Source organism: Candidatus Methanoperedens sp. (genome assembly GCA_012026795.1).
Lineage (GTDB): Archaea > Halobacteriota > Methanosarcinia > Methanosarcinales > Methanoperedenaceae > Methanoperedens.
Genome location: VEPM01000043.1, coordinates 1 through 19,211, shown reverse-complemented (window position 1 = coordinate 19,211; position 19,211 = coordinate 1). Strand labels below are relative to the sequence as shown.

The window sequence follows — 19,211 nt, the reverse complement described above, 5'->3', positions numbered from 1 at the left end:
CATTGCTCTATTAAACGCATGATTTTGTGAATACTTTTCACATTTTAATCATATTATATCTGGAGGAAATTAATTGGCAGTTACAAAGACAGAAGGCTGGAAAGCAAAGAAATGGTACAACCTTGTTGCGCCTGACATGTTCGGGAAATCAAACATCGGGGAAACCATTGCTGATGAGCCGGAAAAGCTGGTTGGAAGAAACATCGAAGTTACACTTGGGGAGCTGACAAATGATCTTTCCAAGCAGAATACCAAGCTGATCCTGAAAATAGACCACGTGGGCGGCGATGTCGCTTATACAAAATACATGGGTCATCAACTGACCCAGGATTATTTGCGCTCACTCGTTAAGAGAGAAACATCATCTGTTGAAACTAATGTTTCAGTCAAAACAAAGGACGGTTATACCATAAGAGTAAAGCCATCGTGTTTTACAATAAAAAGGGCACGTGAAGCCCAGGTAAAAGCTATCCGCCAGATAATGAATCAGGTTATTGAAGGAAAAGCCGGGGAAATGGATATGGAGCAGTTCGTCCAGGATGTTGTAACAGGAAAACTGTCTGCCAGTATATACCATGACGTCAAACCTATCTATCCTCTTCGCAGGGTAGAGGTCAGGAAAACTGAAATTGAGGCTGAGCCGGGTGCTGTAGCCTCATAAATCTTTTTTTGTTTTTTATAGTTTATTTTTTAAAAAAGTATTAAAGATTGTTTTTTCTCTTCAATTCATTTGCTTTTTCTTTCAATTTCTCGTTATCCATCCTCAGCATCATGAGTGACGCTGCCAGCAGGAAATATGCGGCAAAATTGAAAAGTATATAGTACAGGACTTCTCCGCCTATTCCTCCACCTCCGCCGCTGGGGCATGGCGGGACAACACATGGATGCATCTTTGAATAGAACCGCACCGAAAGAAAACTGATCGGGACACTTATAAAACCGATTATGCCGAAAACCGCTGAAAGCCGCGCTCGTTTTTCAGGCTCCTCTACAGCCTGGCGGATCATCAGGTAAGACAGGTATATTAAGAACAGGATAAGTGAGGTATTCAACCTGACATCCCACGATACCCAGTATGCGCCCCAGGCAGATCTTCCCCATATTGACCCGCTCACAAGCGTCAGGAAGGCAAATACTACTCCAACTTCAGCTGCTGATAACGATAACATATCCCATTTTTGTTTCTTGCTTCTAAGATACAGGATACTTGAGACAAATACAACTGCAAATGACAGGTATGCAGATATTGCTATGGGAAGATGAAAATAGAATATTTTAAAATTATTCGGGTCACCAGCTGCCGAACCGGGATCTATGGGGATGGGCGCAACAAAAAACACAAAATATACGGAGATCAGTATCAACGCGGCAGTTATTGCATAAATGATTTTTTTAAGCATATTATTCCCAGAATTAGTTCGCATGTCTCATAATATATTCGGTTTTTAATCCTCGATCGTATATTCAAACACCATTTGAGCCACTACAAAAAATATAATGTCATAAACTACAAGTATCTGCATCTCTCCTGAAACATCAGAGAAATCCCCATTTGCAAGCATTGTTCCTGTCGCAGTTACTGCGGATAGTATCACAGGGATAAGAACCGGAAATAAAATGACCGGCAGAAGAATCTCGCGGGTTCGTGTATTTACAGTGAGCGCCGAGAGAAGTGTTCCCACAAAAATAAATCCTGAAGTACCCAGGATTATCACAACAATCAGGCCAGGAAGGTTTTTTATATCATAACTGAAAAGCACAACAAAGATCGGTAGCGTTGCCATTTCCATAAGGAACATCAAAACCGCATTGGACAGGACTTTCCCATTATATATTTCGCTCCTGTCGGCCGGACAAAGTTTCAGTCCTTCAAGGCATCCTTCTTCTTTTTCTCCTGCAAATGACCGTGACAAACCGAGCATCCCTGCAAACGTGAACGCTATCCAGAGCATACCAGGGGCAAGAAGGTCAACTATCTTTTTATTAAGATTTGACACGAATATTGTGGCTTCATTCCCGAATGCAAAGCTAAAGATCACTATAACAAGAAGCGCAAAGATCACCATGGAATTCAGCATCTGCTTGGTGCGAAATTCCGCTTTCAGGTCTTTTTTTGCGATCTGGAAAAATTTCATTTTCGCTCCTCCACGTGTTTTTCATAGATCGCCCTGCACTGGAGCAAGTCGCTTATCTCGTTCTCGGTCATTTCATGGGCGATATGCCCGCCTGTGAGAATTATTGCCCTGTCGCACAATGAAATGCCATGCTCTATATCATGCGAAATAAGTACCCTTGTTTTATCTGTGGCATTCATGCCTCCGAGTATCCTGTCAAATGTCGCTATGGCATGCTGGTCCAGTCCGGTATAGGGTTCATCAAGAAAAAGAATCGGAGGATCATGTATAAGAGCTCTTGCTATCGAGAGACGCTGTTTCATCCCGCGGGAGAATGTCCTCACGCGGTCATTTTTCCTGTAGGTCAGGCCAACCTGCTTTATCAGTTCATCTATCCGTTCTTCAAGCCCTGGTGTGTCATACATCTTCCCGAAGAACCTGAGATTTTCGGCTGCTGTCAATTCGGTATAAAGATATGTTTCATGAGAGATGACACCGATTTTCTTCCTGATCTCAATCGGATTCTCCCTGATGTCAAGACCTTCGATAAGCACCTTCCCGGAAGTAGGAGTGACAAGTGTTGCCATTATCTTGATGAGCGTTGTTTTTCCTGCGCCGTTTGGGCCGAATATTGTGAGGAATTCGCCTTTTTCTATCTTAAGATCGATATTTCGAAGGACAATATTAGTACCGAATACTTTTGAAAGTTTTTCAATAGAGATTATATTGATTTCTCCTGTGTGATACTATATAATCTCGTACAGGCTTTATATTTTCTATGATCTTCTTCTATTTCAAAATTGAATTTCATGGGTTTTACCGTATAATCTTTACCGTTTCAGGTTTTACTGCCTTGAGGCCGTCTTCGTAGATGTAGTCCAGGAAATCAGGTATGTTTTTCTCCGTCGTCAGGTTGTTGTTTATCATCCACCGTGCCTCGTCTTCCATAGCCAGAATGAGCGACTGGTCAAGCGAGAGTAAGAACTGGTCTTGGGACCAGACTGTTTCCATATACGCGGCGTCCACGTTCAGCCTCTTCTGTACGATGGCTTTTGCTTCAACAGGATTACGGATAGCATATTCCTCAGCCTTTGCCAGAGACTTAAGGAGCCTGCTGACCGGTTCGGGGTGCTTCATTATCCACTCATCGGTGGAAACAATCAATCCGAATATGGGCTGGCTACCCTGTGCTGGCCAGACAACGGCGTTAGCGCCCAGACGCTCTTTGGCTGAATTAGCATACGGTTGGGCGGTGGCAATTGCATCAATGTCTCCGTTTGCAACAGCGTTCACCCATTCTGCCGGTGTTTTGACTTCAACGAGAGTTATATCCTGCATATTCATGCTATGGAGTTCGAGAAACCTGCCGAGATAGAAATGTGCTATTGTTCTTAAGGTAGTCCCAACCCTCTTTCCCTTGAGGTCCAAAATGTTTTCAATTCCCCGGTCCTTCCGTCCGACAAGGTATATCTGCTCAATTTTAGCGATGGTCCCGATTATGCGAATTCTTTCTTTCTTGAATGCTCTTCCGATCGTGGGGAACTCGGTTACCCCTACAGTAATGTCCGCTTCACCGTTTAACATTCCATCCAGTGAACCCACACCGGTATCGTACTTACGTAATGTTACGTTGAGGCCGCTCGCCTCGAAAAAGTGCTGGTCCTCGGCAATCCAGAGAAGTGCGTTTTGCTCAAACGGCGAATATCCGATGGTGATTGATTCCACCTTCCCTGTATAGCCCTGCCGGGGATTCAGGTAAAACATTGAACCTAAGACTACCGCCAAAATTGCGGCAATAACGATAATTACCAGGACAAACTGCTTTGCCGATTTCATACAGATTTGTTTCATTTCATTTCTACAAAAAAATAAATATCCCGCTAAAGAATCTCTTCCATCCGCCTCAATGCTTCTTTTATTCGCTCCTGGGATGTTGCATAAGAGATCCTGATAAAATCATTTCCCGCTTCCCCAAAAGCTGAACCCGGCGTGGTAGCGACAAATGCCTTGTTAAGCAGCAATTCTGCAACTTGTTCTCCTGTCCCATATTCGCTTACATCGGCAAAAGCATAAAAAGCGCCATCCGGCCTTGCGCATTTTATTCCGATCTTATTTAATCCCCTGACAAGCAGGTCCCTTCGTGCCTTGAACTCCCGGACCATTGCAGTAACCGGCGCCTGGTCACCCCGGAGAGCTGCAATGCCTGCGTACTGGACAAATGAGGTTGCCTGGCTTACGGAATGGGAATGCAATTTAAGCATCGGCTCATAAACTTCCTTTGGCGCGCTCACATACCCGAGGCGCCATCCTGTCATTGCATAGGCTTTTGAGAATCCATTGACAGTTATTGTCAGGTCCTGCATCCCATCCAGGCTTGCGATGCTTATGTGTTCGCGGTCATAGATGATCTTCTCATATATCTCATCTGACAGGACGAAAATATTTTTATCAATAGCAATATCTGCTATCTCTTTTAACGTTTCTTTGCTGTAAACACTACCTGTCGGGTTGCAGGGGCTGTTTATGACGATAAGTTTTGTCTTTTTTGTTATGTATTCACTGATATTCTCTGGTGAAAAACCATTATTTTGTGACGTTGGAGCCCAGACAGTTCTTGCGCCTGCCAGCTGTATGCACGGATCATAGGAAACCCAGGCAGGGTCAAAAAGAATCGCTTCATCCCCTTCCCCGATAACAGAGAGTATAACCTCAAAAATAGCTTGCTTTGCACCGGGGGTGACAATGATATTACCAGGTTTTGTTTCAATTTTGTTCTCTTTTGTGAGCTTTTCTGCAATGGCTTTACGCAATTCGGGTATCCCTGGCGATGGCGTGTAATGTGTTTCACCGCGTTCAAGTGATGCCTTTGCAGCATCAATAATATGTGATGGTGTTGTAAAATCAGGTTCTCCAAGGCTGAAACTTATAATATCTTTACCCTGGCTTTTCAATTCACTTGCAAGATTTGAGATCCGAAGCGTTGCCGACTCAGTAATGTTTTGAAGTCTTTTTGCCGTCATAAAGTGTAGCTCACGACTAATTTCTTAATATTTAAGGCATTCTGAAGAATAAAAATCAGGCTTTACAAAATTCTTATTTGATAAATTCATCTTCAAGCTTGAGGGAATAGAAAAATATGGCTTCACCCTCAGGCACATCTTTCCAGAGGGTTTTGTCCACGCAATCCTCGCCAAGTTCCCTGACAAGACCATCGTAGGTGACCGCAGCTATTTTATCTATGTTAACTGCGATGTCCTCAATAAGCGCATTATTTATATTTCGTACCCTGTAAATTCCTTTATTATAGAATTTAGGGGATATCATTGTGCTTTTTCCTGTTTTCTTTGCTTCATTTATTTTATACTCATCCAGATCAAGAGCATGAGCTACCCTTTCGATATCCAGCCTGAATGTTGTTACTGTGTTGACTGTGTTCAAACCCATCACTTATAAAATATGTGCATACATCTATTTATTTCTATTTGTCACAAAGTTGTACTTCTATTTCCATCAATTCTTCCGCGATTATGGAATTTCTAAAGACTTTTTTAGCCTCATGCAGCAGCACATCCCTTTTTTCACTATATCTTGAACTGATGTGTGTGAGCACCAATTGCTTTACTCTGGCATTTTTTGCGACGAGGGCTGCTTCTTTTGAGGTAGAATGTTTTGTTTCAAGAGCCCAGTCTTTCAAATCCTCACCAAGGGTGCTGTCATGTATCAACAGGTCAGATCCCGCGCTTTCTTTTTCCAGGTTTTCGCATGGCCTTGTATCCCCGGAATACACCATCTTCCTTCCGGGGCGGCTCTCACCTATCACCTGTGAGGGCAGGATCGTCTTTCCGTTTATTGTGACAGGTTCACCATTTTGCAGTTTTGAGAACAGGCGGCCCACCGGGATACCAAGTTCTATTGCTTTTTCCCTGTTAAACCTTCCCACGCGTTTTTTCTCCTGAAGCACATAGCCCAGGCTTGGAATACCGTGGTCTGTTCCAACCGCTTTAATTGAATATTCTCCTTTATCAATAATATCTCCATCCTGTAGTTCATGGGCGTTTATTACAAAACTGAGTTTGTAAAACCCGAGCTGGATGAATAGATTTACAAATTGCTTTGTCCACACAGGGCCGTATATGTCAAGCGGTTCTTCCCTTCCATTAAAAGACATGGTCTGGATAAGGCCGGGGATACCGAGAAAATGATCAGCATGGAAATGTGTGATAAAAATAGAATCCAGCTTCATGCCAGTCTTTGCCCGCATCATCTGCTGCTGGGTCCCCTCCCCGCAGTCAAAAAGCATCATATCACCTTCCCTGTTGACAAAAACAGAAGATGGGTTGCGGTCTGGCGTTGGAAGCGATCCGCCTGTGCCAAGAAAAGTTACACGAAACATGAAGTGCTTAATTGCGCTGGGGATTTAAATAGGTGAGTTTGTTAATGAGTAACAACGTTCACGGGGTAGAAAATGAAAATTTCAGAACATATTCATGAGACTGCTATCAAAAGGTGGAGAAATTTTAATTGACATTATGCGTCAGAATAATCGTAACAATAAAAATACTAAAAAATATCTCTCTTCCAATAATTCTCTCGTGCTCGATTATTGATATGCATTAAACAACTTTTACAAGCGAATAGCTCATTCGCCTATTGTTATAAAAGGAAAAATATATATAGAATTACTTTATATTTTATAATTGAGGAATGCGATGACACTCTGCATTGGGAAATTGAGTTTGAACCAGAAGAATTGTTCAGGTAATGTCCAGGTGAATTTCAATGTATGCCACAAGTGGTGAATAGAAATGAAACGATTCCAATTTTTGAAATATGCTCTCATTGCAATGATTACAGCATTATTGTTAACAGGTGATGCGGTAGCGCAGGAACCATGCGAAGTAGCCAATGCGTTGCTAAATGCGACATTGTATGAGAAAGCTCAGGCCAACTACACTGATTTGCTGATGAAATACCCAAACCTTACCTGCGCGCAGGACGGAATCGTGAAAGCACAGAGTTCCTGGGCAATAAATTTATATGAGATAGGTCAAGCTTATGAAAATGCCAGTCAATTTGAGAAGGCTCGCGAACAGTATGTGGATGCTCTGAAGAAGGATCCGAGTTACATCCCTGCTCAAGTGGCTCTTGAGAAAGTGAGCGATGATAAGTTCGCTGCGGTGCAGACCCTGGCCAATCTTGGTTATTATACTGAAGCAGCAGTCAGACTCAAAAAAGTCATAGAGGATAATCCAGGCATTAATGTGCCCAGAGACCTTGAATATCTTCCTGGGAGATCTATATTTTTATGGGGAGACATACGAGACTGGATAGAGATATGGGGACAGCCTCTGGCAGAGATTGTAATTTTCGTTCTTGGATTATATATCCTGAGATGGCGGATTTGGCCATGGATAAAGGGCGTCTTCTTTAAACCTAAATTGGACATCAAAGCCTTCGACAAAGGAGCAACAGATATGGAAATAGGTACCGGAATGATGGCGATGGTGGAAGGGTCACTTATGCAAATAGGACAGGAATTAGGGCATGGGTACGTACATATAGTAACTGAGGGGTATGACAATAAAATTCCTGCCGACATTAAGGGTACTTCAACGCGGATAAAGATGGTGTCAAATTTGATTGAGTGGATATTTCCATCGAGTGTTATCACGATATCAGGTTATCTGGAGAAGCCGGGGAGTTGTGGTGCTGGATTGACATTATCCATGGTGAATAGTCAGACAGGGGAAATCCTGGGAAATACTACTATCTGGCAGAAAGACTATGATACAATTATAAAGCTGGCAGAACAGTCTGTGGTGGAAGACAAAAGACCATCATCTTACTATTGCCTGGTAGAACCGGCAGCGATCTGGGCATTTTTCCAGTTGAGATCCCATAGTAAAATTAAAAAAGGGATATCATATGAAATCTGGGAAAAAATCAGGAACATTATCGCGAAAGATACTGAAAAGTTTGCCCTTTTAGGAACAGATGTTTGGAATAGTTATGCATACTTCCGGGCTGGTGTTCGCTGGGAGCTTGAAGGTAAGAAGGACAAAGCGCGACGACTATATGTGGAAGCTCAAAATCAAGATATGAATAATTATGGTGCTTTGTTAAACCTCGGTTATCTGGACATCGAAGATAAAAATTATGATCGTGCAATTGAGCGATTATCGATGGCAAAAAAGATGGCGGATAAATATTTGTTTAGCTGGGACGAAATTCCAGGAAATGATAGCGAAAGACTCACAGAATTTCTAAATCAGAGTTTTAATATTGATTGGGTCGATTCAGCAAAAATCGAGAAAATCGATAATGATAAGACTATTAAAGTATATAGAGATACAAATTATCTATCGCTAAATCTTAACAATGGAAAAAATAAGGTAACTCTAAGAATAGATGATGGTAGAACCGGCGAATTCATTGTGAAAGAGGAAAATCATGAGCTAAACATATACGAGACATCTAAAAAGTTTCGTGGAGATGCCGTGTGGTATATAGCAACATATCAACTGGCGGCCGCCTACCATTACAAGAGCATTAAGCTTCGAGACGATGATGGACGGGCAAAAGTAGACAAAGATAAAGCAAAAAAATTCTTGAATAAAGCAGAAAAAGAAGCTCGAAATTTGCTAAAAACAATCCATGAGGAAAAGTTTTTAGAATCAATTGAGCCGAATGCAAATATCATGCATGCATCAATCCTTGTAGACCTGGCATATCAATGCCCAATAGATCAGAGCAAGATAAATGAAGCTAAATTAAAGATCGATAGCATGGAAAGAATGTACTCTAAACTAGCTCCTCGGGTTAGGTACAATTTGGCTTGCTACTACTCGATTTTGGGTGACCACTCGATTGTGGGTGATAAGACAAATGAGGACAACAAGCATACCAATTATAAAAAAGCATTAGACAACCTAGAATACGCCATCGAAGGAGGGGGCGATATCATCCAATGGGCGAAGATCGATCCTTCCTTGAAAGGAGTACGTAAGTTTAAGGAGACAGAAGTAGATTTTGCTGAATTGATCAAAAAGTATGAACAAAAGTATGATTCCCAAAAAACTTCGGATTCAACCGATCTGCTACCCCTGGCAGGCCTGACAATTATCAAGGAGGCTTTCGCCAAGCAATTAAAGGAGCAAGGAATAGTTTCGCCTTGCGACCTTATCATGAAAGCTGATACTCTATCAGCACGCGAAGAACTTGCGAAAAAGCTCGGCATCAGTACCATACTCCTGCTGCGTTGGGCACTTCTGGCTGATCTGATGCGCATCGTAAAGGATACAAAGCAGATTAATCTTCTGGAAGCAGCTGATTATGGCTCGATTGAAGCTCTTCGGAAAGCAAGAAATCCATGTGAACTTGCAGATTTGTTGAACCAGGTAAACAAAGTACAATCCTTGGTGGAGCAATCACCATCTTGTGAAACCGTTCAGAAGTGGTTGCAGGAGGCCAGGAAAACAAAACTTATGGTTGTAGATAATCATTCAGTTATAATATAATCAAAATGTGGATCAACACTTTATAATGTGCTTTGAAGTAGAAATTTTTCAGCACTGATGGACGCTAATTAGAAAACTAAAAAAATATCCCGCCTCCCGGACTCGAACCGGGGACTTCGCGGTGCCTGCGCGGTATTATGTGCTTGCACATTATCCATACTACAGCCGCGCACTCTAAGCCACTGAGTTAAGGCAGGATTACCCTTCAATAAGCACAAATATACTTAACCCTTTTCGTTCCCTCATTTAACTTATTTCCCAGAAGTATCAGGCAAAGGTTGTGATGATGTTCCTAACAGCTTATTGATTTGAGTTGCTCCTAAAAGCAGCACTGAAGAAGCAAACGCGGCTCCCACTCCAATATCAACGTTGAACATGCTTGCTGCAGCAGCGCCAATGGCATTGGAAAATGGATCGGTATTGGCAGTTGATGTAAGCTGAGATTTTGCGTATTGAACTCCAAGAAAAATGATGATAGAATATACTAATGCTAAGATACCAGATATAAATGTAAATTTACTGCTATTTTTAATTATCGCTAAGCCACTAATTATTATTGCAGCTAAATATATTAGAAATAGTGCATAGACCAGGAAAATAATATCATTTGCATTGCCAAGAAGTGATAATGATTGAATGTTCGTTACTATATCGAATAAGCTTATTCCTTTAGATATACCTAAGATATTGATAGAAATCATTGGTAAAAACAATCCAATTACCAATAGAACACAACCAATAATTCTTATATTCTTTACGTTTTGCGTCATCTATTTTAATCCTCCTTTTTTCCACCCCAGTCAAAATCATATACCACCAGGATTAATGATTGCGTCGGGATGATATGATGATGTTCATAGCCACTATATAACCTTATTGTTTAATAATGATATATCCACAGGTTGTTTACCAGGAACCGCCCAAAGCCGTTGGAAGCCACACAACACAAACGGGGAAGGGGGCAATTTAAACGGATTAAAATAGCGTTTTAAAAGCAACTCCCATGAATTTTATGAGCTGCCACTTATTTCCGGTCATCAATAGTTTTTGCAGAAGGACTGATGGATGATCCATGTCCCCATGTTCGGTTATGAGTTCTCTTATTTCAGGTTTATTGAGGAATGTTATGAACTCATCCAGGTTTTTATCACTTAATTTCCCGATACTTTTATGTATCCTCATACCGATCTCAAGTTCCCTGCCAATAGCGCTTCGCCACCTTGTTTCATATTCCGGAAGTGTGCATTCTTTTCTTGATGCTCTTGCAGCGACTTCGCCTGCGATTTTTGCACAGATTGCTCCCATGTAAATTCCCCCACCGGATGTAGGTTTTACCTGTCCTGCCGCATCACCTATAAGCATGACCCTGCCAGATACGGTTTTTCTCGGCGGGCCAAGAGGAATGCCCCCGACAACGTGTTCGGTCCGTGAGCCTCTGTATCTTGAAGCAACTATGGGGTGGTTCAGGAGTTTTTCAAGATAATATCGGGCAGGAAGTCCTTGATTCCTGGCAAGACCAATACGAGCCATCCCGGAAAATGGAACTGCCCAGCCAAAAAATCCAGGGGCGATCTCATTTCCTGTAAATATTTCCACATATTCCGGGTCTTTAGGGATATAAGGGGCTTCGAACTGTATCCCTGATAGGAACTTTTCACATCTGGGAAGCCCTGCCACCCGTCCAACACTGCTCTGTATGCCGTCTGCCCCGATGATAATATCCCCGGAAATTTCTTTCCTATCCCCGTTTGAAATTATTGATATTTTCCCATCATCCATCCCGGTAAAACGGGTTTTCATGAGAATATCCACCCCATTATCCAGAGCGAGTTCAACAAGAGACCTGTCAAATATTTTCCTGTCTATTACATACGCTTTTATATCTTTCCCCCTGATGCAGACTTCTTCACCTCCGGGTGCATACACGAATGCCCCCCTTATTTTTGAAAGAACAAAGTTCCCCTCGTACATCTCGCATTCCCTGAGCGCCTTTGTACTGATAAGACCCGTACACTGGACTGGTGAGCCGATACTTGCATGTTCTTCTATCAGGAGGGTCTTTGCACCGTTTAAGGCAGCATATTTTGCAGCGATAGCGCCTGCAGGACCGGCGCCAATCACTACAACATCATAGTTCATACGCCTTAAAAGGGGTGTTATATTTAAAAATTGTTGTAATTAGCCCTGAAGTTAGAGTCTTGAAATCCCGAAGGATTTCATGAGTACCTCTTGATCGATCTTACCGCTTGTAAAGGTCTTGGCGCTATTGAGCTCGTTTATTGTGATCTCGGAAGGCGCAAAAACACCTGCATCCACCTTGAAGAAATCAAATCCTGCTTCCTTGAAGGTCGTAAAGAAGGGTTTGCCATAAGAAGATGATGTTCCTGAAGGCACTTTTACGATCAGTTCTTTCACTTTCTCCACATCATACCTCACGTTATAGTACGTCTTTCCGCAGTAGATGATGCAGTCATTTGTTGAGCCCATGCATTTTGTACTGTCCCCGACGATTGGCGATATGGGGGCGATCCCATAACCGCTTTTAATGGTGTTTATATCAAAACCGATAGATTCCATTTTATGGATGCCGGTCTCAACGATACGGGCTGATATCTGCACTGACCCTGCGATGGAAGCAGTAGGTGCAACCACAATATGAAGATCGGACGGGTCAACATTGCAGTCTTTTGCGATTTTTTCCGTGACCTCCTCAGGCGGAAGCTTATCAGATTCAAGTACAAGCACAGCATCGCTATAAGAATCCTTGTAGTTTATTTCTGCATAGAGCTTCTTCGGATTAAGGGAAATGGCACGGGCAGGGCCTGAACCCATGGCAAAATATTTTCCCACGCTGATGCGCCATCCTGCGTATTGCGAAGCCATGCATGCGACTATGGGGTGGTCGGTGCTGACCCTGATAGCCGGAATCATGATCCCTCCCAGGTCAAATGTAGTATATTCCAGGTCTGCGAGATCTGCAAGGCATATCCTTGAAAGGTATAAACCTGCTTCATAACCCCCGGCTACGTTCACTCCTGCATCAATAACCGTGGAACCGTTTTTCTGTTCATGTATCTCAACATTCATTTCGTTTGCAAAATCAAGCATTTCATTAAACACACAGAGTCCGGTTTCATTTACACTTATCATAATCTGATCACGCATTCAATCTCATATTCCTGATAAATAAATCTGCTTATTTTGATCGGATAATCGAATACGTAATCTATTTACGGTGCTTTTACAGATAAGCACCCATGAAAGCAGTTATCGGGCTTGAAGATGGAACATTCGTTATAGGTGAAGGTCTTGGCGTAGAGGGCATCGTCCAGGGAGAGCTTGTTTTTACTACCCAGTACACAGGATATGAGGAAGCTCTGACCGATCCATCTTATAAGGGCCAGATATTGATGTTCACATATCCGCTCATAGGAAATTACGGCATAAGCGGTGAGACTTTCCAATCAGATCATCTGCAGGCTGAAGGGCTTGTGGTCCGGGAGGCATGCGATCATCCATCCCATCACCTGTCCAAACGATCCATATATGAATATTTGAGAGATGAAGGAAAATCCGGGATAATGGGCATTGATACACGAATGCTCACTATCAAAACAAGGGAACGCGGAACTATGAAGGCTGCAATAATAGCAGGCAGTGATGACGGCAAAGAGGCTGTAAGACTTGCGAGAGAACAGGAAGATATTGGCAGTCTTGACCTGATAGGTAAAGTCACCTGCAAACAGCCGTATCAAATGAAAGGCAAAAAAGACGGGGATAATATCGTAGTAATGGATTTTGGTGTAAAGAGAAACATTATCAAAAGCCTGAACAACAGGGGAGTCAATGTAACAGTAGTTCCTGCAACAACACCTGTAAAAGATATAATGAATTATGAGCCTGATGCAATACTTCTCTCAAACGGCCCGGGTGATCCGCAGCAGGCGGTAAATGGGATATCTGTGGTAAAAGAGCTAGCTGGACAGCTTCCCATATTCGGGATATGCCTTGGCCACCAGATCATATCCCTTGCCCTCGGCGCCCGGACTTATAAAATGAAATTCGGCCACCGCGGTGCTAACCAGCCAGTGAAGGACATGGAACGGGGTATCGTGCATATTACATCCCAGAATCACGGGTATGCGGTTGATGAATCAAGCATTGATACAAAAGAGATTACTATCACCCAGTACAATACCAATGACAGGACTGTTGAAGGGCTAAAACACAGGGATCTCGATATTATGTCAGTCCAGTATCATCCTGAAGCGAATCCAGGGCCTCTTGATACAGAGAAGGTTTTCTTTGACAGGGTGGTTGAGACTACAAAAAAATTGAAGGTACTGGTGAAATGAAGCTTCAAACTTGAGCCAACTTCAATATATTTTTCACATCCGACCGCCAGCTTTATTAAATACAAGATACTCTTAGGTACTTATTTCATCATAACTATGATGAAAAGGTCTAAAGGAGATGTGAAATGATGAACAATGAGGGTACTAAAGAACACTATCCACGAGTTTTCGTGTGCACTTTCTGCAGGAAAGAATTTGAAATGATGAGCTCTATATTCAGTCATATGAAAGAACAACATGGTGCTGAAATTAAAAGTTTATAAAGCTACCTGAAGCATCAAACCTGAGCCAGGATGACTGTATAATTCTTCCCATAATATTTCGCACATTTCGGGCATGTGGTATAGAAAAAGTACATCTTTTTGAGTTCTTTGCCTTTTGATTTCACATGCCCTTGCATTTCTTTTGCCCATTTGCCCATATTCTTATACGGCCCTTCAAAAACTTTCGAAAGAAAAGTCCCTGATATCTTTTCCATCCGCGCTCCCGGCACTTCTTTGCTAACGGCAATATAGACATCAGATCCCCACATTGATTTTTCATCGGAGAGCAGGAGGGGTTCAGGTGAAAGGGCACCTGCGGCCTCTATCTTGGCCATGTTTTTTACCATTATTTTATCGAAATTTAACGGGATATGCAAAAAACTCCTCACCTGATCCTTGAGGAACAGCTTATCCTGCAATTTTATCTCCTTATCCTCCCATGGCCCGGGATCGAATCTCGGGCAGCAGCCCGTTTCTGATTGTTCATATAGTTTGTCCATGAGTTTGCCACCTTTACTACTTTTATAATTTGTATGAAGGGTATTTATGTTTTTCTTATGGGTTTCGAATCGTTTTGGTGGTTAAGGTCAAATGTACAACACTTCCTACTTGATTGTATAAAAACAACCCAAAATATATAATTTAATAAGGGGTTATAGCTAATTGAAGTTACTTTTATATCAAAGACAAATATTAATTTTGTTTACAAATTCAAGAATCATTTTATATACCCTAAAGACGAACAAACATCATAAATATATTGGAAACTGTGAAGTGATAAAATGGGAAATTATATTGCAGGTATTTTTGCTGTTCCAAACTATAAATCTGAAGATATATTAAGTTTACCATTTACCTCAAATGATTGTGCAGCTATGAAAGAACTTTTCAATACACATTTTGGAATGGAAGATACCAATATTAACATACTTGGAAATGATAGCACTCAAGAAGTACATAAATTGGATATCTTAAAAAAAGTAAGATATATAAGCAGAATAGCAGAATCAGAAGACACAATTATTTTTTATTTCTCAGGACATGGTTTTTCTGATGGTAAAATTGGATATTTAGCCACTTTTGAAACCGACATTAATTTTCCTTCAGATACTTCTATTTCCATTCCAAGAATAAAAGAGGAATTGAATAATAGTAGAGCAAAAAGAAAAATGTTAATAATTGATAGTTGTCATTCTGGCATCGGAACTGGGAAAAGATTTTCTGAAATGAGTAAGAATTTTGAGAATTCATTGTTTTCCGATCTATCAGAAGGATGGGTCGTATTTGCATCATGTAAAAGTGATGAACAGTCGTATTTTATCGATGATAAATTTATGAGTGTTTTCAGTTATTATTTAATCGAGGGCTTAAAAGGGAATGCTGATTCAGATGGCGATTCAATAATTACAATCGAAGATTTAAGCACATATGTTACTAAAAACGTTTCAAGCTGGGCAATTAAAAATAATAAATTTCAGACTCCAAATATGCAGATGGAATTAGTTGGCACATTGAAATTTAGAATTAATAATCCTGAAATTTCAGACCCTCTTTCTAAAGAATCTGAAATCAGTATTACTGAAAGGAGTGCACAAAGTATAGCATTAGCATCAAAATTTTTCTCACCACGATGGATAGATATCTATGACGACTTCGATAACCCTACTGGACATTATGAAGAAGTGCCCAAAGGAGAGAGAAAAGAGAAAGCAATTAAAAATAAGGAAAAATTCATTAGTAGCCTATTTACAATTCTGATTAAATATTATAAACCCAGCCAGATTAAAATAAAAGAAAATGGGGAATACTATATGCCATTTGGAAAATTTGTAATTGAATCGAAAAGTCCTTTTGAAAATGAATTTAAATTGACAATCACCAATGATTTATTTACACCTGTCATCATGGATTTATTTAACTCACTTGATACTCAAAATCAATTGAAATGGAATTCAGTAGAATATACGTTCAATGGGAACTTCGATTTTGATACTATTGCAGAAATTATTGAAGAGAAAGAATATTTTATCAAGGAATATCAACTCAACCAAGATCAATCATATTTAATAGTATCACCTAAAATGAAAGGTTTAACAAAATGGACGATTAATTTTATTAATCTGCCACAAGAAGCTAGATTAGCAATTTCTAATGAAAATGGTCTTGCAAGAAAATTTTTCCAGACTATACCGATAGCCGAATTGATTGGCATTTTTTCGTCATCATTTAAAAGTTTTGATTTTTAAATTACGATTTTCTATTTCTATTGAAAAATTGCTAATGAATTTTTGTTTACACATTTTTTAAAATACGAAGTTATGACAGATTGTAGTTAGTTTATATTTAGCCAAGCCTACCGTTTCATTTGGCTTTATTCTATATTAACCAAGGCAAGCGCGGACGCGCTTAGGAATCCTCAGAAACCCCTAATAACGTAACTGCATTTGAACATAATTGTTTAATATGTTCGGTGACGAGCGCCGCACCAAGCACGCCCCCAATGGGTTCTGCCCGAATCCACCTGCGGGCGCGTACTTACTGTGGGAGGCTGAGCCTCCGGTGCTCGGACAGGATAGACAGGATTTTACAGGATAAACTATATAAATCGTATCCTGTCGATCCTGTAAATCCTGTCAAAAATGATTATGTGCCTTTTTATGCCATGCGATTTATTGATTAATATGCCGCTGTCATCTCCGGTGTAAAATTCCCCACTTTCTCCGGTTTAAATTTCCCCACCTCATTATAAAGTTTCCTCTCAACTGTCAAATTTTCTAACAAGAAGTAAGCCTCATTTTCGTGGAATTGTCAACCCATGTTTCTTTCGATCTTTAAGTCTGTAGCTTTCTCCTTTGATATTGATCGTGGTACAATGATGCAATATCCTGTCCAGCAAAGCTGCTGCAATGACCTGGTCATGGAATATCTCACCCCATTCGCCATAGGATTTATTCGAAGTAAAGATGGTAGAAGTCTTCTCATAGCGTTTGGATACAAGCTGGAAAAAGAAATTGGCACCATCGTTATCAAAAGGCAAATACCCCATCTCATCGATTATTAGCAATTTGTATTTTGCCAGAGTCCTGATTTTATCTTCAAGTAACCCTTCACTGCTTGCTTTTTTCAGTCTTTCAATGAGGATTCCTGCATTGGTAAAATATACCGAAAGACCAGCTTGAACAGCTTCAATACCAATAGCAACTGCCAGATGAGACTTCCCAACACCAGGAGGACCAAGGAAAACCACATTTTCTGCATTATAAATGAATCTTAACAAAGCAAGGTCGCTGATAACTGCTTTATCAATCGATGGTTGAAACTCGAAATTGAAATCCTCAAGTCTCTTTTTTGCAGGAAAACCAGCAAGTCTCATTCTTGTTTCCCGTGATGAGGCATCCTTGGCATGTTTTTCCTGATCTATCAAATAATCGAGAACCTCCATAGTAGTCTTTCCCTCCTTTGCAGCAATTTCCAGATAGTTATCCAGAATAGTGCTGACAGTACTCAGTTTCAATTTAACAAGGTTTGCATGAAGTCGTTCATAAGCAAGATTACTCATGATTTCATTCCTCACTGAAAGCTTCATAAACTGAAAGAGGACGTTTTTCCACATCAATACTTTCAAATTTCAATATCGATTGCCCTGGTTTGTTCATGGCAGCTTTATTTTCCTTCAGGATTTCACATATCAATCCTTTGAAATGTTCTTTGATTCTCGATACCCTGCCGCTTCCTGCAAGTATTTCATGTTCACAGACATGTTCTCCGCCCACAATAACACTAAATTTGCCATCGAATATAGCAAGTGTAGCCTCTCTGCCTGCAAATCGATATGGAACAGAATATTGATTCCCAATGTATGAAATAAAGCAATCCCTTGATATCGTCCTTGTCTCTTCATGGATAACAAGATATTCAGGAACTCCGTCTATTGGTTTTAGTTCTTCTGCTTTAAGACGTTCAAGAGGGATCTCATGTGTTGTTCCATGTATGCTGGAATTTACCCTATTTAGCCATGAGATTGACTGGGTATTAATATCTGTAACCGAGCTAAAGCTCCCGCCAAGGAAGAAATCTCTCCTAACATACCCGACTGTATTTTCTACCTTACCTTTTGTCTGGGGTCGATAGGGGCGGCATAAGCGAGGAATAAATCCATAATGCTTGAAGAAGTCCTCAAATTTGGTGTTCCATTCCGAATCGGTTGATTTTAGTGCTCTGGTTATCACTACTTGTTTCATATTATCGTAGAGTATCTCTTTTGGGTATCCACCAAAATAACGAAACGCATTCATATGGCACTTAATCAAGGAATATACGTCAATGCTTAGCGTAAATTCAATATACCTCATCCTTGAATAACCAAGTATCATGTTAAAGCAGTATAGTTTTTGAATTTTACCATCTATCCCTACTTTCCCAAATTCTGACCAGTCGACCTGTGCCTGGACTCCCGGTTTTGTCTCGTATCTTAATGTGGCAAATACTCCCCGTTCTGGCCGAACTTTTGTTACAAAATCACTGACTATTGTGATTTTTCCAGTAAAACCCATTTCCTGTATTTCTCGAAACAGTCGGACCGCTGTATAAGGCCCTTCGTTAAGCTTCTTTATGATGTAATCTTTGTAGTTATCGAGCTTGCTCTCTCTTTTTGCTCTTTTCTTTGGTTGTGGTATTGTTCTTAAATTCAAATATTTTCTTACGGTCTTCCGATCAAATCCGGTTTTATTGGATATTTCGGTAATGTTCAAACCCTGCGCATGCATCTCTTATCATAAACCATTCCTCCGTTTCAATCATTGTCTCCAATCCTGGGATTATTAACCCAAGATTGTCAACTGGGGATTTTTAACCCGGAGAAAATGCCGAATAAAGAAGAACGGTTGCCCGTCCTTCCTCTTCTAAGAACCGTACGTGAAACTTTCATCTCATACGGCTCAAGCGTTCTATAACCCTTTGATC

The 19,211-nt window shown here is 40.8% G+C and carries 17 protein-coding genes and 1 tRNA gene; 4 read left to right on the top strand and 14 right to left on the bottom strand.

Annotation, left to right across the window (positions count from 1 at the left end; genetic code table 11):
* Positions 1–73: 73 nt before the first annotated feature.
* Complete coding sequence (locus FIB07_16895; GenBank protein ID NJD54525.1) at positions 74–661, top strand: 30S ribosomal protein S3ae; 588 nt, start codon at positions 74–76, stop codon at positions 659–661.
* 40 nt (positions 662–701) lie between these two features.
* Here FIB07_16895 and FIB07_16890 read toward each other — a convergent pair whose 3' ends face one another.
* The 7 genes from FIB07_16890 to FIB07_16860 form a co-directional block, all read right to left on the bottom strand.
* Positions 702–1,400, bottom strand: coding sequence for a cytochrome C assembly protein (locus FIB07_16890; protein NJD54524.1), 699 nt, complete (start codon positions 1,398–1,400; stop codon positions 702–704).
* Between the two features lie 45 nt (positions 1,401–1,445).
* Positions 1,446–2,135 (bottom strand): heme exporter protein CcmB, encoded by a 690-nt coding sequence (locus FIB07_16885; GenBank protein NJD54523.1) that lies wholly within the window; start codon positions 2,133–2,135, stop codon positions 1,446–1,448.
* Positions 2,132–2,797, bottom strand: coding sequence for an ABC transporter ATP-binding protein (locus FIB07_16880; protein NJD54522.1), 666 nt, complete (start codon positions 2,795–2,797; stop codon positions 2,132–2,134). Before FIB07_16880 ends, FIB07_16885 begins: the two co-directional genes overlap by 4 nt.
* 133 nt (positions 2,798–2,930) lie before the next feature.
* Positions 2,931–3,965 (bottom strand): transporter substrate-binding domain-containing protein, encoded by a 1,035-nt coding sequence (locus FIB07_16875; GenBank protein ID NJD54521.1) that lies wholly within the window; start codon positions 3,963–3,965, stop codon positions 2,931–2,933.
* Between the two features lie 29 nt (positions 3,966–3,994).
* Positions 3,995–5,134: a pyridoxal phosphate-dependent aminotransferase gene (locus FIB07_16870; GenBank protein NJD54520.1), complete on the bottom strand. Its 1,140-nt coding sequence runs from the start codon at positions 5,132–5,134 to the stop codon at positions 3,995–3,997.
* Positions 5,135–5,207: 73 nt separating this feature from the next.
* The gene (locus tag FIB07_16865) at positions 5,208–5,558 is read right to left on the bottom strand and encodes a hypothetical protein (GenBank protein NJD54519.1); all 351 of its coding nucleotides are present in this window, start codon (positions 5,556–5,558) and stop codon (positions 5,208–5,210) included.
* Between the two features lie 34 nt (positions 5,559–5,592).
* On the bottom strand, positions 5,593–6,507 hold the full coding sequence (locus FIB07_16860; protein ID NJD54518.1) for a ribonuclease Z: 915 nt from the start codon (positions 6,505–6,507) through the stop codon (positions 5,593–5,595).
* Between the two features lie 412 nt (positions 6,508–6,919).
* Between FIB07_16860 and FIB07_16855 the strand changes: the two genes are divergently transcribed.
* Complete coding sequence (locus FIB07_16855; GenBank protein ID NJD54517.1) at positions 6,920–9,631, top strand: DUF4332 domain-containing protein; 2,712 nt, start codon at positions 6,920–6,922, stop codon at positions 9,629–9,631.
* A gap of 87 nt (positions 9,632–9,718) precedes the next feature.
* Here the strand turns inward: FIB07_16855 and FIB07_16850 are convergent.
* The 4 genes from FIB07_16850 to mch all read right to left on the bottom strand — a co-directional run bounded on the left by FIB07_16850 (position 9,719) and on the right by mch (position 12,781).
* Positions 9,719–9,828 (bottom strand) — tRNA-Tyr (locus tag FIB07_16850).
* Positions 9,829–9,882: 54 nt separating this feature from the next.
* Positions 9,883–10,401, bottom strand: a complete 519-nt coding sequence (locus tag FIB07_16845) for a hypothetical protein (protein ID NJD54516.1) — start codon at positions 10,399–10,401, stop codon at positions 9,883–9,885.
* A gap of 205 nt (positions 10,402–10,606) precedes the next feature.
* On the bottom strand, positions 10,607–11,770 hold the full coding sequence (locus FIB07_16840; protein NJD54515.1) for an NAD(P)/FAD-dependent oxidoreductase: 1,164 nt from the start codon (positions 11,768–11,770) through the stop codon (positions 10,607–10,609).
* A gap of 51 nt (positions 11,771–11,821) precedes the next feature.
* On the bottom strand, positions 11,822–12,781 hold the full coding sequence (gene mch, locus FIB07_16835) for a methenyltetrahydromethanopterin cyclohydrolase (protein NJD54514.1): 960 nt from the start codon (positions 12,779–12,781) through the stop codon (positions 11,822–11,824).
* A gap of 107 nt (positions 12,782–12,888) precedes the next feature.
* On the opposite strand from mch, the gene carA reads away from it, so the two are divergent.
* A complete protein-coding gene (gene carA / locus FIB07_16830) occupies positions 12,889–13,986 on the top strand; it encodes a glutamine-hydrolyzing carbamoyl-phosphate synthase small subunit (protein NJD54513.1) in 1,098 nt (365 codons plus the stop codon).
* A 277-nt stretch (positions 13,987–14,263) separates the two neighbouring features.
* Here the strand turns inward: carA and FIB07_16825 are convergent, their stop codons facing one another.
* Positions 14,264–14,749 (bottom strand): hypothetical protein, encoded by a 486-nt coding sequence (locus FIB07_16825; GenBank protein NJD54512.1) that lies wholly within the window; start codon positions 14,747–14,749, stop codon positions 14,264–14,266.
* A gap of 282 nt (positions 14,750–15,031) precedes the next feature.
* On the opposite strand from FIB07_16825, the gene FIB07_16820 reads away from it, so the two are divergent.
* Positions 15,032–16,495: a caspase family protein gene (locus tag FIB07_16820; protein NJD54511.1), complete on the top strand. Its 1,464-nt coding sequence runs from the start codon at positions 15,032–15,034 to the stop codon at positions 16,493–16,495.
* Between the two features lie 545 nt (positions 16,496–17,040).
* Here the strand turns inward: FIB07_16820 and FIB07_16815 are convergent.
* The gene (locus FIB07_16815; protein ID NJD54510.1) at positions 17,041–17,808 is read right to left on the bottom strand and encodes an AAA family ATPase; all 768 of its coding nucleotides are present in this window, start codon (positions 17,806–17,808) and stop codon (positions 17,041–17,043) included.
* A gap of 4 nt (positions 17,809–17,812) precedes the next feature.
* Complete coding sequence (locus tag FIB07_16810; protein ID NJD54509.1) at positions 17,813–19,015, bottom strand: IS21 family transposase; 1,203 nt, start codon at positions 19,013–19,015, stop codon at positions 17,813–17,815.
* Positions 19,016–19,211 lie beyond the last annotated feature (196 nt).